Raw genomic sequence first — 13814 nt, forward strand, 5'->3', positions numbered from 1 at the left:
ACACATGTCCGCTCCAACCACCACCACGATGGCCGCCTTCGCGACCGCCACCTGGCGCAAGAGCAGCCGCAGTGGCGACCAGGGCGCCTGCGTGGAGTTCGCCGTCACCGCCGACGCGATCGGGGTTCGTGACTCGAAGGACCCGGCCGGCCCGGTGCTGCTCTTCCCCGCGAGCGCCTGGTCGGCGTTCGCCAGTTCCGTGCCGACCGCCCCGGTGATCGACTAGCTCCTCAGCCGCCCGGGTCGCCGGATCGGCGACACCGGCGCCCACACGGTCCGGTAGAGACTTCGGCGCCCCGACCGAGCGAGCGGTCCGTCACCCCCGGAAGCCCCGATCACTCCGATCGGGGCTTCCGCCGTGCCCGTACCAGTCCCCCGTCACCGGTCCGCTCAGGCGGACGCGTCGAGCGCCGCCGTGATGTCCGCGACCAGGTCGGCGCCGTCCTCCACACCACAGGAGAGTCGGACGAAACCGTCCGAGGTGTCGTCGCCCCACTGCGCCCGCCGGTCCGCGCTCGTGTGCAGGCCACCGAAGGACGTCGCCGCGAAGACCAACCGGGAGGCACGCAGGAACCGGGTCACCCGGTCGGCGTCGCCCAGGTCGAACGAGAGCACACCGGGCACCCGCCGCATCTGCCGGCTCACCACCGGGTACGCCGGGTCGTCCACCAGCCCCGGCCACCGCAGACCGGTGACGTCGGCCCGCTGACTCAACGCCGCCGCCACCGCCGCCGCGTTGGCGCTCTGCCGGGCCAACCGCAGGTCGAGAGTGGCCAGTGACCGGTGTGCCAGCCACGCGTCGAACGCGCCCGGCACCGAACCCGTGGTGGCCCGCCAGGACCGCAGCAGGTCGAGCAGTTCGGCGGATCGGGTCGCCAGGTAACCGAGGAGCAGGTCGGAGTGGCCGGTCAGCGCCTTGGTGCCGGAGGCCACGACCAGGTCGGCGCCGAGATCGAGCGGACGCTGACCGAGAGGGGTGGCGGTGGTGTTGTCGACCGCGACGAGCGCCCCCGAGGCGTGCGCCCGCTCGGCCAGTTCGGCCACGTCGCAGACGTCGAGTCCGGGGTTGGCCGGCGTCTCCAGCAGCAGCAGCCGTACCCCCTCGAACGACGGGTACGGCCCGGCCGTCGGCGCGAACTGGACCCGTACCCCCAACTGGGCGAGGGTCTCGGTGGCGAAGGCCCGGACCGGGAAGTAGCCGTCGGTGGGGAGGACCACACCGTCGCCCGGACGCAGCACCGCGAGCAGCAGCGCACTGATCGCCGCCTGTCCGCTGGAGAAGGCGAGGCAGTCGCCCCCCTCCAGTTCGCCGATCGCCGCCTCCAGAGCCCGCCGGGTGGGGTTGTCCGGCCGGCCGTAACCGTTCGGGCTCGCCGCCGGACCCGCCTGCGGGTCGAGGTGGTACGGCGCGGCGAAGACCGGGCCGGGCAGGAACGGCTGGCCCGGCTCGGGCGCCGGCAGCCCGGCGTGCACGCTCCTGGTGCCGTCGCCGTAGCCGTCCCAGGAGCCCGCTTCTGCCCCGGAGCCGTCGCCGGGCCGGGGATCGCGTTCGTCGTTCATCGCCACACTCCAGCCGGGGTCGGGGATTCGGTGCTCATTCGGGCCTCGGTTTGCGGCTCATCAGCGCGGCCATCGCCAGTCGCGGGTCGGCGCCCTCGTGGCAGACCAGCTCGACCTGCTCCGTGATCGGCATCTCGACCCCGTGCATCCGGGACAGGTCCCGGATCGCCAGGCAGCTCTTGACCCCCTCGGCGGTCTGCCGGGTCGCCGTCTGCGCCTGTTCGAGGGTCTCCCCACGTCCCAGGTGCTCGCCGAAGGTCCGGTTGCGCGACAGCGGGGACGAGCAGGTGGCGACCAGGTCGCCCATGCCGGCGAGCCCGGCGAAGGTGAGCGGGTCGGCACCGAGGGCCACCCCGAGCCGGGCGGTCTCGGCCAGCCCTCGGGTGATCAGCGTGGCCTTGGTGTTGTCACCGAGTCCCATCGCGGTCGCCATGCCGTACGCGAGTGCGATGACGTTCTTCACCGCGCCGCCGAGTTCACACCCGATCACGTCGTCGTTGGTGTAGGGCCGGAAGTAGGGGGTGGACACCGACGCCTGGACCACCGTCGCCCGGTCCATGTCGGTGCAGGCCACCACGGTCGCAGCCGGTTGCTCGGCGGCGATCTCGGCGGCCAGGTTGGGGCCGGACACGACCGCCACCCGGTCCTCGGCCACCCCGGCCGTCTCCACGATCACCTGGCTCATCCGCTTGGTGGTGCCCAACTCGATCCCCTTCATCAACGAGACCAGGGTCGCGTCCCGGTCGATGAAGGCGGCCCAGTCGGCCAGGTTGCCACGCAGCGTCTGCGACGGTACGGCGAGCACCACCAGGTCCGCCCCGGCGATCGCGGCCGAGGCGTCGCCGGTGGCGGTGACCCGATGCGGCAACCGCAGTTCGGGTAGGTATTCGGTGTTGCGACCGGTTTCCCGGATGGCGCTCACCACGGACTCGCGGCGGGCCCAGATGGTCACGTCCCGGCCGGCGTCGGCGAGTACCTTCGCGAAGGCCGTACCCCAGGAACCGGCGCCGAGGACAACGGCGTGGCCGCTCACGCGGAGTCCCCACGGCGGTCGTCGGTCCCGCCGACGGCCGGTTCCGCGGTGACGGCATCGCCCGCGTGGTGGCCGTTGGGCGAGTAGATCGGCGGCGGCGTGCCGCCCCGGATCTCGGCGAGCTGGTCACGGAGGCGGAGCATGATCTCGTTGGTCATCTCGTCCAGCACCGTCCTGGTCGGTGCCGCACCCGCCCAGCGGCTCAGGTCCACCGGCGGGCCGGCATGGACCGATACCGGAATCCGGGGACGCAGGCTGAGCTTGCCGCTACGCGGGTCGAACAACCGCTGCGCACCCCAGATGGCGACCGGGACGACCGGGGCGCCGGTGGTGAGGGCGAGCCGCGCCGCGCCGGTCTTGCCGCGCATCGGCCACAGGTCGGGCTCCCGGGTCGTGGTGCCCTCCGGGTAGATCACCACAGCGCCGCCGTCCTTGACCGCCGCGACCAGGGTCTCCAGTGACCGGGCGGCGTCGATGGTGCCGCGCTCCACCGGGATCTGCCGGCACCGGAGCAGGATGTAACCGACCACCGGTACGCGGAAGATGCTGGCCTTGCCGAGGAACTGTGGCCACCGTCCGGTGTCGTTGATGTAGTGCGCGACCACCAACGGGTCGGCGTGCGAGATGTGGTTCGGCACGATGATGACCCCACCGGAGGTCGGCACGTGCTCCATGCCGGTCCAGGTCCGCCGGGTCCAGACCCGCAGCGCGGGCTTCACCAACGCGATGGCGAACCGCCGCCAGAACCCCAGCCTCCGCCGTGCCACTATGCCCTCCTCGTTGTACCCGGGCCCTCGGGCACCAGCCGCCCCGGTGCCGCCACACCACCCCGGCCCGCAGCGAAATCATGCCTGCTCGCCCCGGGTACGGCCAGCGAGGGGCCGGCGTCCGCCGGCTGGCAGGATTATCCGGTGACCGAACCGACGTGGACCGTGGTGGTGCCACTGAAGCGGCTGAGCGCGGCCAAGAGCCGGCTGCGCGGGGCCCTTCCCGGGGTGCCGCACGAGCCGCTGGCGCTGGCGTTGGCGCTCGACACGGTGAGCGCCGCACTCGCCAGCCCACCGGTGCGCGAGGTGCTGGTGGTGACCGACGACATAGTCGCCGGGCGGGCGCTGCGGGCGCTCGGTGCCCGGGTCACGCCGGACCCGCCGGGCGGCGGCCTGAACCCGGCCTTCTCCCGTGGTGCGTCGCTGGCCGACAGCGGCGTGGTGGCACTCACCGCCGACCTGCCGGCGCTGCGCCCGGCGGAACTCACCGCCGCGCTGCGGGCGGCGGCTGCCGGCCCGCCCCGGGTACGCCGCTTCGCCGCGGACACCCCGGGCACCGGCACCGTGCTGCTGCTCGCCCCGGCGGGGGTGCCGTTGGACCCGCACTTCGGCGGGTCGTCGGCGGCGGCTCACGCCGCGTCCGGGGCGCTCGCCCTGACCGAGGTCGGTCCAACGGTGCGCCGGGACGTCGACACCCGGGCCGACCTGCTCGCCGCCGCCGCACTCGGCCTCGGCCGGTACACCGCCGAGCTTTTCGTCCCGGACGCCGCCGGGCTGGTCGCCGCCGACCCGGACGCCGCCTGAGCGTCGCCCGTACGCGCACTTGCGGGTTCGCCCGCGCCGCGCCCGGTGTACGGTGCTGGGCATGCAGGGCACGGTGGCGACGTACGACCCGCAGACGCGGTCCGGCACTCTCCTCCTCGACGACGGCACCGAACTCGCCTTTCCGGCGGTGGCGTTCGACGCGTCGGGGCTGCGCCTGCTCCGGCTCGGCCAGCGGGTACGCATCGATCACGGCGAGTCCGGCGAGGTAACTCGGATCACCCTGCCCGGTCTGGTGTGACCAATCCCATGATCCGGTCGGATCGCCGTCCGCCGCTCGCATTGTCCGACTTCTCGTGATCAGAAGACGCCAAGTTCATTTTGCGTTCATCCGGTTCGGGCAATGATGAAGCCGTGAGCACCCCGCCCGCCCACCCCCGCCCCCAGTCGCCCCGTCGTGCGAAGAGCAGCCCTCCTCGTACGGCGGCGCCGGACGCCGACCCGATCCTTCCTCCCGGTTCGCCCCAACGTGGGTCGAACGGGCGGTTCGTCCGGCTGCCGGGTGACGGTGTCACCGCCCCCGACGACGCCGTGCACGACAACGGCAACGGCCGCCGCTCCGACACCGGCAGCGACACCGGTTCCGCTACCGGCAGCGGTCCCGACGACGGCACCGGCAACGGGGAGCCACCACCGCCGGTCGACGGCCCACCGTCGACGGCCGAGCCGCTGCCCGAGGACCGCTTCCTCAACCGGGAACTCTCCTGGCTCGACTTCAACGCCCGGGTCCTCGCCCTCGCCGAGGACCGGTCCACCCCCCTGCTCGAACGTGCCAAGTTCCTGGCCATCTTCGCCAGCAACCTGGACGAGTTCTACATGGTGCGGATCGCCGGCCTGAAGCGCCGGCTACAGGCCGGACTACCCGTACGCGGCGGGGACCGGCTGCCGCTGCGTACCCAGTTGGACCTGATCTCGGAGAAGACCGCCGACCTGGTCGCCCGGCATGCCGGCTGCTTCGTCGACGACGTGGTGCCCCGGCTGGCCGCCGCCGACATCCACCTGATCCGCTGGGCCGACCTGCCCGCCCAGGAACGGGAACGGCTGCGCACCTACTTCCGGGAGCACATCTTCCCGGTCCTCACCCCGCTCGCGGTCGACCCCGCCCACCCGTTCCCGTACATCTCCAGCCGGTCGCTGAACCTGGCCGTGGCGGTACGCGACCCGGACGGCGGACCGGAACTCTTCGCCCGGGTGAAGGTGCCGAACAACGTGCCCCGGTTCGTACGGGTCGAACGAGACATCCCCGGGATGCGCTTCCTGCCGCTGGAAGACCTGATCGCGGCACACCTGAACCAGCTCTTCCCCGGCATGACCGTGGCCGAGTGCCACCTGTTCCGGATCACCCGCAACGCCGAGGTCGAGGTCGACGAGGACCGCGACGAGGACCTGTTGCAGGCGTTGGAACGCGAACTTGCCCGGCGCCGCTTCGGCCCCCCGGTACGCCTGGAGGTCGCCTCGTCCATCTCCGACCACGTCCTCGACCTGCTCGTCCGGGAACTCGACATGGACGACCAGGACGTGTTGCGGGTGCCGGGGCTGCTGGACCTCTCCTCGCTCTGGCAGATCTACAACGAGTGCGACCGGCCCGACCTCAAGGAACGGCCGTTCGTGCCGGCCACCCACCCCCGACTGGTCGAGGGCGAGGTGCCCCGGAGCGTCTTCGCCACCCTGCGCGACGGGGACATCCTGGTGCATCACCCGTACCACTCGTTCGCGACCAGCGTGCAGCGCTTCATCGAGCAGGCCGCGGCCGACCCGAACGTCCTCGCCATCAAGCAGACCCTCTACCGGACCAGCGGCGACTCCCCGATCGTGGACGCGCTGATCGAGGCCGCCGCCGCCGGCAAGCAGGTGGTGGTGCTGGTCGAGGTGAAGGCCCGGTTCGACGAGGTGGCGAACATCGGTTGGGCCCGGGTGCTGGAGCGGGCCGGCTGCCACGTGGTGTACGGCCTGGTCGGGCTGAAGACGCACTGCAAGACCGCGCTGGTGGTACGTCAGGAGGGGAACCAGATCCGCCGCTACTGCCACATCGGCACCGGCAACTACCACCCCAAGACCGCCCGGCTCTACGAGGACTTCGGCATGCTCACCGCCGACCCCGAGGTCGGCGCGGACCTGACCGACCTGTTCAACGTGCTGACCGGCTACAGCCGGCAGACCCGGTTCCGGCGACTGCTGGTCGCCCCGGAGGGCGTACGCAGCGGCATCATCGAGCGGATCGACCGGGAGATCGCGCACGCCGCGCTCGGCGTACCGAGCCTGGTCCAGATCAAGGTCAACTCGTTGGTCGACGAGGAGATCGTGGACGCGCTCTACCGCGCCTCCCGGGCCGGGGTGCACGTCGACCTGATGATCCGGGGCATGTGCACACTGCGTCCGGGCGTACCCGGTCTCTCGGACAACATCCGGGTCCGCTCGATCCTCGGCCGGTTCCTCGAACACTCCCGGGTCTTCCGCTTCGGCAACGGCGGCGGACAGCTCGCCGTCGGCGCCGCGGCCGGTGGGCGTCCGATCGCGAACGGGGCCGGCTCGGCCGAGTTCTGGATCGGCTCGGCCGACCTGATGCACCGCAACCTCGACCGCCGGGTCGAGGCGCTGGTGCAGGTCACCGACCCGGTCGCGCGGGCTGAACTGGACCAGGTGCTGAGCACCGCGATGAGCGACGAGGTCGCCTCGTTCGAACTGCACCCGGACGGCACCTGGAGCCGCCGGGCCGGCACAGCCGAACACCCCCTGGTCGACTTCCAGGACGCGATGCTGCGTCGGGTGGCACGAACCGCGAAATAGGCGCGGCGGCAACCGACGTGGATAGGCTTGCCGGATGCTGGAGGAGGAGCGCAAGTACGAGGTCGACAAGGATTTCACGCTGCCGGACCTGACTGGCAGCGTGCCACCCGGCGGCCGGGTGGTGCGACTGCCCCCGGTCACCCTCACCGCCACCTACCTCGACACCGCCGATCTGCGGCTGGCCCGCGCCGGTGTCTCGCTGCGGCACCGCAAGGGTGATCCGCTGCCGTGGACGGTCAAGCTCCCGGCCGACGTGCCGGGCACCCGACACGAGATCTCCCGGGTGGGTAAGCGCCGGGACACCCCGGCGGAGCTGATCAGGCTGGTCACGGCGTACTCCCGGTCCGCGCCACTGGCGCCGGCCGCCGTGGTCCGGACCGTGCGGCACGCGTACGAGCTGCGCGACGCCTCGGACCGTGTGCTCGCCGAAATCGCCGACGACGCCGTCTCGGTGCTGGACGGGGAGCGGGTACGGTCCCGGTTCCGCGAGGTCGAGGTCGAGCGCAAGGGCGGCGACCGGGAACTGCTCGACCGGGTGGAGTCGGTGCTGCGCGACGCGGGCGCGGTCACGGGTGACTTCACCCCCAAACACGTACGTGCCCTGGGCAAGGCGGCGGCGGGAGCACCGGATCTGGTCGCGCCGGACAAGCTCTCCGGCAAACCGAGCGCCGCCGACGTGGTGACGAACGCGATCCGCCGTGGCGTCGGCCGGGTGCTGGCACACGACCCGCTCGTCCGGTTGCGTGCGCCGGTCGGTGACGACGACACCGCCGTACACCAGATGCGGGTCGGTTGCCGGCGGCTCCGCAGCGACCTGCGGACCTTCCGGTCGCTGCTGCGACCGGAGTGGGTCGGCCCGCTGCGCGACGAGTTGAAGTGGCTCGCCGACGTGCTCGGTGCCGCCCGGGACGCGGAGGTGCTGCGGGATCGACTGCACGTGACGGCCGCCGCGGACCCGCTCAGCCCGCTCGACTCCGACGCGGTGGACCGGATCGACGCGGTGCTCGTCCGACGGCACGACCAGGCCCTGGCCTCGGTCGACGAGGCGCTCACCTCGGACCGGTACACCGCCCTGGTCGAGGCGCTGGTCCAGGCGGCGCGTGCGCCACGGCTGACCGACGCGGCGCAGGGTCCGGCGACGAAGGTGCTTCCCCGGCTGGTCGCGAAACCGTGGCACCGGCTGGCCCGGGGCGGCAAGGGTGCCGACGCCGCCGCCGACCTCGACCCGCTCGCCCCGGACCACCGGTGGCACGCGGTACGAATCAACGGCAAGAAGGCCCGGTACGCGGTCGACGCGGTCGCCCCGGTGCTCGGTGGCGACGCCCGCAAGCTCGCCAAGTCCCTCTCCCGGGTGCAGGAACTGCTCGGCGAGCACCAGGACGCCGCCGTGGCCGCCGAAACCTGGCTTGAGGTGGCGGCGGCCGACCCGACCGACCACGCGCTCGCGGTGAACGCCGGACGGTTGGCAGAACGGGAACGAGCCAGCATCCGCGCGGTCCGGGCGGCCTTCCCCGCCGCCTGGCGCAGGACCACCAAGGGAAGCCGGACGAGTTGGCTGTGACGAGCGAGATCCGGGCGGCGGGCGGCGTGGTCTGGCGCCCGTCCGACCGGGGCGTCGAGGTCTGTCTGGTGCACCGGCCCCGCTACGACGACTGGTCGTTGCCGAAGGGCAAGTTGGAGCCGGACGAGCATCCGCTGGTCGCCGCCGTACGTGAGATCGCCGAGGAGGCGGACGTACGGGCGGTGCCGCAGGCCCGGCTACGCAGCGTCCGCTATGTCAGCGACGGCCGGCCGAAGGTGGTCGACTACTGGGCGATGCGGGCGGTCGACGTGGGCGGGTTCGAGCCGGAGACCGAGGTGGACGACATCCGCTGGTTGCCGGTGGAGGGGGCGATCGGGCTGGTGACGTACCCACACGACGTATGGGTGCTGCGCGAGTTCGCCGACCTGCCACCGGTGACCTCGGTGCTGGCCGTATTCCGGCACGCGCGGGCCGGCAACCGGGCCACCTGGTCGGGGCCGGACACGGCCCGGCCGCTGGATCCGGCGGGGCTGGTCCAGGCGCGGCAGGTGGCGACACTGGCCGCCGTGCTACGCCCGGACGGGCTCCGGTCGGCGTCGGCGCGGCGCTGTGTGCAGACACTGGAACCGCTGGCTGCCCTCTTCGACCTGCCGATCGAGGTCGACTCCCATTTCGACGAGCCGAAACCGGGGCAGGACGTGGCCGAGTGCGCGCTCGCCGGAGCGGCCCGGATGGCCGAACTGGCCGCCACCGGACGTACGGCCGTGATCTGCGGCCAGGGAAAGGTGATCCCGGGCGCACTGGAGCACCTCACCGGCATCCGCGACGACTACCGCACCCCCAAGGGCGAGGGCTGGCTGCTCGCCTTCACCGCCGAGCACCTGGCCAGCGCCACCCGCCTGTAAGGAAGGGCCCCCTGTTATCGCATTTGGTAGAGGAAGGGGCCCTTCCTAACGCCCCAGCCGGGGCGAGTGCGTCGCTCAGTCACCGCTCCAGCAGGGCCTGGAACGCCAGCTCCGCCCGGCTGGGTGTACAGATCCCCTGCCAGCACCAATAGCCGGCCAGCGGCCAGCTCAGCGGCGTAGCGGGCCACCCCGTACGACCTGCCCGACCGGGTCGCCGTCAGGTGACGGCCGAACCGGGCGGCCGGACCCGGCGGCCGGACCGGGGCGAGGTGGTCGCCGGGGCGAGGTGGTCGCCGGACCGGGCGGGCGGCCACCGGGGCGAGGTGGTCGCCCTTGTCGAGTCGCGCGGCGAGCAGGGTACGGATGTCGTGCCCCGTCGCGCAGTCGGGCCCGGTCGACCGCGCGCAGCACCATCACGCCGGGCGCTGCCCGGCGATGTCCGGGTGAGGGCGGGCAGGTCGAGCCAGCCGTCGAGACCGAACCGGATAGAGCCCGGCCAGACATCGCCCTGGCGCGGACAGCGCGTGGCCATCGTCCGGGCGGTTCCGCCGGCCGGTCAACGTTTCCCGGGTCGCGCTCGACCGGCGTGGCTTGCCACGACACGCCTGCACGGACACGAAGACGCCCACCGGTCGCACCGGTGGGCGTCTCGCAACCGCGATCCGCTCAGCGTCGAGCGGCGGCCTTCTTGGCCGGAGCTTTCTTCGCCGGAGCCTTCTTCGCCGCTGTGGCGCGGGTGGAAGTGCTCTTCGCCGCCGTGGTCTTCTTGGCTGCGGCGGTCTTCTTGGCCCCGGCGGTCTTCTTCGCCGGCGCGGTCTTCTTCGCCGCCGCCTTGGTGGCGGTGCTCTTGGCGGGGGCGGCCTTCTTGGCGGCCGTCGCCTTCTTGGTAGCGGCCGTCTTCGTGGCCGTCGCCTTCTTGGTGGCGGCCGTCTTCGTGGCCGTGGCGGTGGACTTGGTCGCCGTCGCCGTCGCCGTGGTCTTCTTCGCCGCGGCGGCGGTGGTCGTCTTCGGCACCCGGCCGCTCGACACCATGTCCTTGAAGCCAGCGCCCGGCCGGAAGGCCGGAACGGATGTCTTCTTCACCTTCACCGACTCGCCTGTTCGGGGGTTCCGCGCTGTTCGCGCCCCCCGGACACGCTTTTCGAACACTCCGAAACCGGTGATCGCCACCTTTTCCCCCTTGGCGACCGCCCCCTGAACCTCGGCGAGGACCGCGTCGAGCGCCGCCGTCGCCGTCTTCCGGTCCCCCAGGCGAGCGGCGAGCGCCTCGATGAGCTCGGCCTTGTTCACGACTTCCTCCCGTATGTGCAACTGGACTCAACGCGAGCCATTCTGCGCGCACGGTATGCCCTGTGCCACCGGGACACAAACATCTGCGGGAAAAAAGCCATTGTGTCGCAACGGATTCGCCCCCACCGGCGGCTCCGTGCTGCCCGGAAGGCGTAGGGCAGCAAGGAATCCGTAACTCCGGTGGGGGCGAAAAGGCGCCTCGGGAGGGGCTGTGTGGGCTATGCCACCACCGGCAGGAAGGGAAGCCGGTTCTGCTCGTACTCGGTGATGTTGGTCTCGTGGCGGAGGGTCAGTCCTATGTCATCCAAGCCCTCCATGAGCCGCCAGCGACTGAAGTCGTCGAGCGGGAACGACCAGGTGGACTCCCCTGCCCGGACCTCCCGGGCGGCGAGGTCGACGTCGATGCGGGTGGTCGGGTCGGCCTCGACCCGCTCCCACAATTCTTCGACGGCCTTCAATTCAAGCTCGACTGGCAGAAGCCCTTCCTTGAGTGAGTTGCCGCGGAAGATGTCACCGAAGCGGGGAGCGATCACCACCCGGAATCCCCAGTCGCGCAGCGCCCACACGGCGTGCTCACGCGATGACCCGGTGCCGAACTCCGGCCCGGCCAATAGTATCGACGCACCCGAATAACTGGAATCGTTGAGCACGAATGATGGATCTTCGCGCCAGGCGCTGAAGAGTCCGTCTTCGAAGCCAGATCTGGTTACCCGCTTGAGATACACGGCCGGAATGATCTGATCGGTATCCACATTGGAACGACGCAACGGGACCGCGGTACCGCTGTGCACGGTGAACTTTTCCATGTCTGCGAGCCCTTCTACAGATCGGCCGGGGCGGCCAGCCGACCCACCACGGCGGTGGCGGCGGCGACCGGTGGCGAGACCAGATGGGTGCGCCCGCCACGGCCCTGCCGCCCCTCGAAGTTACGGTTGGAGGTGGAGGCGGAACGCTGTCCCGGCTTGAGCGTGTCGGGGTTCATCCCCAGGCACATGGAGCAGCCGGCGAAGCGCCACTCGGCCCCCGCGTCGGTGAAGACCTTGTCCAGGCCCTCCTGCTCGGCGGCCTCGCGTACGGCGGCCGAACCGGGTACGACGAGCATCCGTACGCCGTCGGCGACGGTGTGCCCGCGCAGCACGTCGGCGGCGGCCCGGAGGTCCTCCAGCCGGCCGTTGGTGCAGGAGCCGACGAAGACCACGTCGACCGGGACCTCACGCAGCGGCGTACCGGGGCGCAGGTCCATGTACTCCAGCGCACGCCGGGCGGCGTTCTGCTCGGCCTCGGTGACGAAGTCCTCCGGGGCCGGGACGGTCGCGCCGAGCCCCGCGCCCTGGCCGGGGTTGGTCCCCCAGGTCACGAACGGGGTGATCTGGCTCGCGTCGAGGATGACCTCGGTGTCGAAGGTCGCGCCCTCGTCGGTGGGGAGCGTGCGCCAGTACGCCTCCGCGGCGTCCCAGTCGGCTCCCTGCGGAGCGTTGGGCCGCCCCTTGAGGTAGGCGAAGGTCGTCTCGTCCGGCGCGATCATGCCGGCCTTGGCGCCCCACTCGATCGACATGTTGGCGATGGTCATCCGGCCCTCCATGGAGAGCGCCCGGATCGCCTCACCCCGGTACTCGACGACGTGTCCACGCCCGCCGCCGGTGCCGACCTGGGTGATCAGGGCCAGCACCAGGTCCTTGGCGGTGACGCCGGGGCCGAGTTGGCCGGTCACGGTGACCGCCATCGTCTTCGGCCGCGCCTGCGGCAGCGTCTGGGTCGCGAGTACGTGTTCGACCTCGCTGGTGCCGATGCCGAAGGCGAGCGCACCGAAAGCGCCGTGGGTGGCGGTGTGCGAGTCGCCGCAGACGATGGTCAGACCGGGCTGGGTGAGTCCGAGCTGTGGTCCGATCACGTGCACGATGCCCTGGTTCTCGTCGCCGAGCGGGTGCAGCTTGACGCCGAACTCGGCGCAGTTGCGGCGCAGGGTCTCGATCTGCGTACGTGACGTCGGGTCGTCGATGGTGAGCAGGTCACCTCGACGGGACCGGAACGCCGGGTCGGCGTACCCGGTCGGGGTGTTGTGGTCTTCGGTCGCGAGCGTGAGGTCGGTACGCCGGACCCGGCGTCCGGCCATCCGCAGCCCGTCGAAGGCCTGGGGGCTCGTCACCTCGTGCAGCAGGTGCAGGTCGATGAAGAGCAGATCAGGTTCGCCTTCGGCGGATCGCACCACGTGAGCGTCCCAGACCTTCTCGGCCAGGGTCCTGGGCGAGGACGGTGTTGGCGTGACTCCCACCATCTGGACATCCTAAATTCTGGGAGGTATGTTTCGGCTTGTGGGACACAGTATGAGCGGTGTCGGCGTTCTCGACAAGGCGGTGGTCATCCTGGCCGCCTGCGTGGACGGCGCCAGCCTGGCCGAACTCGTCGATCGCACCAAGCTGCCTCGAGCCACCGCACATCGGCTGGCACAGGCCCTGGAGATCCATCGCATGCTGGTACGGGACACCCAGGGGCGCTGGCGTCCCGGTCCGCGTCTGGGTGAGCTCGCCAACGCCGCACCGGACGTCCTGCTGACCGCCGCCGAGCCACTGCTCGCCGCGCTGCGCGACGCCACCGGGGAGAGCGCCCAGCTCTACCTGCGCCGTGCCGACGAGCGGATCTGCGTGGCCGCGGCCGAACGCGCGAGCGGGCTGCGCGACACCGTACCGATCGGCGCGGTGCTGCCGATGACCGCCGGCTCGGCGGCCCAGGTGCTGCTCGCCTGGGAGCCTCCGGAGGCGGTGATGCCACTGCTCCCCCGGTGCAAGTTCACCGGCCGCACCCTCGCCGAGGTACGCCGCCGGGGCTGGGCGCAGAGCGTCGCGGAACGGGAGGTCGGTGTGGCGAGCGTCTCCGCGCCGATCCGGGACCGGACCGGCCGGGTGATCGCCTCGGTCAGCATCTCCGGCCCGATCGAGCGCCTCGGTCGCCGCCCCGGTGACCGGCACGCGATGGCCGTGGTCCGCGCCGGCCAACGCCTCAGCGGTCTCTGACCCGTCGCACGACGCAGCCCGCCACCGTCCAGACGAAGGAGTGGTTGTGGCGGGCGGGGCCACCCCCACCACCCCACTCCGGGGGGGTCCGGCCCCCCCCCGGGGGGGGGGGGGGGC

The 13814-nt window shown here is 71.8% G+C and carries 13 protein-coding genes; 7 read left to right on the forward strand and 6 right to left on the reverse strand.

What is annotated here, in order from left to right:
- Positions 1-4: 4 nt before the first annotated feature.
- Positions 5-226 carry a DUF397 domain-containing protein gene (locus ACIBF5_RS16210; protein WP_396812245.1) on the forward strand — a complete coding sequence of 74 codons (222 nt, stop codon included), beginning with the start codon at positions 5-7 and terminating at the stop codon, positions 224-226.
- A 164-nt stretch (positions 227-390) separates the two neighbouring features.
- Here ACIBF5_RS16210 and ACIBF5_RS16215 read toward each other — a convergent pair whose 3' ends face one another.
- The 3 genes from ACIBF5_RS16215 to ACIBF5_RS16225 are packed head-to-tail and all read right to left on the reverse strand — an operon-like array spanning position 391 to position 3360.
- On the reverse strand, positions 391-1560 hold the full coding sequence (locus tag ACIBF5_RS16215; protein WP_396812247.1) for a cystathionine gamma-lyase: 1170 nt from the start codon (positions 1558-1560) through the stop codon (positions 391-393).
- Positions 1561-1594: 34 nt separating this feature from the next.
- Positions 1595-2593 carry an NAD(P)H-dependent glycerol-3-phosphate dehydrogenase gene (locus ACIBF5_RS16220; RefSeq protein WP_396812249.1) on the reverse strand — a complete coding sequence of 333 codons (999 nt, stop codon included), beginning with the start codon at positions 2591-2593 and terminating at the stop codon, positions 1595-1597.
- The gene (locus tag ACIBF5_RS16225; RefSeq protein ID WP_396812251.1) at positions 2590-3360 is read right to left on the reverse strand and encodes a lysophospholipid acyltransferase family protein; all 771 of its coding nucleotides are present in this window, start codon (positions 3358-3360) and stop codon (positions 2590-2592) included. Before ACIBF5_RS16225 ends, ACIBF5_RS16220 begins: the two co-directional genes overlap by 4 nt.
- A gap of 144 nt (positions 3361-3504) precedes the next feature.
- On the opposite strand from ACIBF5_RS16225, the gene cofC reads away from it, so the two are divergent.
- From cofC to ACIBF5_RS16250, 5 genes are all read left to right on the forward strand, one after another.
- Positions 3505-4164, forward strand: coding sequence for a 2-phospho-L-lactate guanylyltransferase (gene cofC, locus ACIBF5_RS16230; protein ID WP_396812253.1), 660 nt, complete (start codon positions 3505-3507; stop codon positions 4162-4164).
- Between the two features lie 61 nt (positions 4165-4225).
- A complete protein-coding gene (locus ACIBF5_RS16235) occupies positions 4226-4423 on the forward strand; it encodes a cold-shock protein (protein ID WP_396812255.1) in 198 nt (65 codons plus the stop codon).
- Positions 4424-4536: 113 nt separating this feature from the next.
- Positions 4537-6969, forward strand: coding sequence for an RNA degradosome polyphosphate kinase (locus tag ACIBF5_RS16240; protein WP_396812257.1), 2433 nt, complete (start codon positions 4537-4539; stop codon positions 6967-6969).
- 34 nt (positions 6970-7003) lie between these two features.
- Positions 7004-8530 carry a CHAD domain-containing protein gene (locus tag ACIBF5_RS16245; protein WP_396812259.1) on the forward strand — a complete coding sequence of 509 codons (1527 nt, stop codon included), beginning with the start codon at positions 7004-7006 and terminating at the stop codon, positions 8528-8530.
- On the forward strand, positions 8527-9396 hold the full coding sequence (locus ACIBF5_RS16250) for an NUDIX domain-containing protein (RefSeq protein WP_396812260.1): 870 nt from the start codon (positions 8527-8529) through the stop codon (positions 9394-9396). The genes ACIBF5_RS16245 and ACIBF5_RS16250 overlap by 4 nt, the downstream gene beginning before the upstream one ends.
- 666 nt (positions 9397-10062) lie before the next feature.
- Here the strand turns inward: ACIBF5_RS16250 and ACIBF5_RS16255 are convergent.
- The 3 genes from ACIBF5_RS16255 to leuC form a co-directional block, all read right to left on the reverse strand.
- Complete coding sequence (locus ACIBF5_RS16255) at positions 10063-10686, reverse strand: HU family DNA-binding protein (protein ID WP_396812262.1); 624 nt, start codon at positions 10684-10686, stop codon at positions 10063-10065.
- A gap of 218 nt (positions 10687-10904) precedes the next feature.
- Positions 10905-11492, reverse strand: a complete 588-nt coding sequence (leuD, locus tag ACIBF5_RS16260; RefSeq protein ID WP_396812263.1) for a 3-isopropylmalate dehydratase small subunit — start codon at positions 11490-11492, stop codon at positions 10905-10907.
- A gap of 14 nt (positions 11493-11506) precedes the next feature.
- Positions 11507-12961: a 3-isopropylmalate dehydratase large subunit gene (gene leuC / locus ACIBF5_RS16265; RefSeq protein WP_396812265.1), complete on the reverse strand. Its 1455-nt coding sequence runs from the start codon at positions 12959-12961 to the stop codon at positions 11507-11509.
- A 49-nt stretch (positions 12962-13010) separates the two neighbouring features.
- Between leuC and ACIBF5_RS16270 the strand changes: the two genes are divergently transcribed.
- The gene (locus ACIBF5_RS16270; RefSeq protein ID WP_326560479.1) at positions 13011-13697 is read left to right on the forward strand and encodes an IclR family transcriptional regulator; all 687 of its coding nucleotides are present in this window, start codon (positions 13011-13013) and stop codon (positions 13695-13697) included.
- Positions 13698-13814: the final 117 nt, after the last annotated feature.

It is taken from the genome of Micromonospora sp. NPDC050417, from assembly GCF_044458865.1.
Taxonomy (GTDB): domain Bacteria; phylum Actinomycetota; class Actinomycetes; order Mycobacteriales; family Micromonosporaceae; genus Micromonospora_G.

Bases quoted from the DNA above. Each gene is read 5' to 3' on its own strand.
- ACIBF5_RS16235 (WP_396812255.1), top strand. From the start codon at position 4,226: ATGCAGGGCACGGTGGCGACGTACGACCCGCAGACGCGGTCCGGCACT.
- ACIBF5_RS16210 (WP_396812245.1), top strand. From the start codon at position 5: ATGTCCGCTCCAACCACCACCACGATGGCCGCCTTCGCGACCGCCACC.
- leuD (WP_396812263.1), bottom strand. From the start codon at position 11,492: ATGGAAAAGTTCACCGTGCACAGCGGTACCGCGGTCCCGTTGCGTCGT.
- leuC (WP_396812265.1), bottom strand. From the start codon at position 12,961: ATGGTGGGAGTCACGCCAACACCGTCCTCGCCCAGGACCCTGGCCGAG.
- ACIBF5_RS16245 (WP_396812259.1), top strand. From the start codon at position 7,004: ATGCTGGAGGAGGAGCGCAAGTACGAGGTCGACAAGGATTTCACGCTG.
- ACIBF5_RS16215 (WP_396812247.1), bottom strand. From the start codon at position 1,560: ATGAACGACGAACGCGATCCCCGGCCCGGCGACGGCTCCGGGGCAGAA.
- ACIBF5_RS16270 (WP_326560479.1), top strand. From the start codon at position 13,011: ATGAGCGGTGTCGGCGTTCTCGACAAGGCGGTGGTCATCCTGGCCGCC.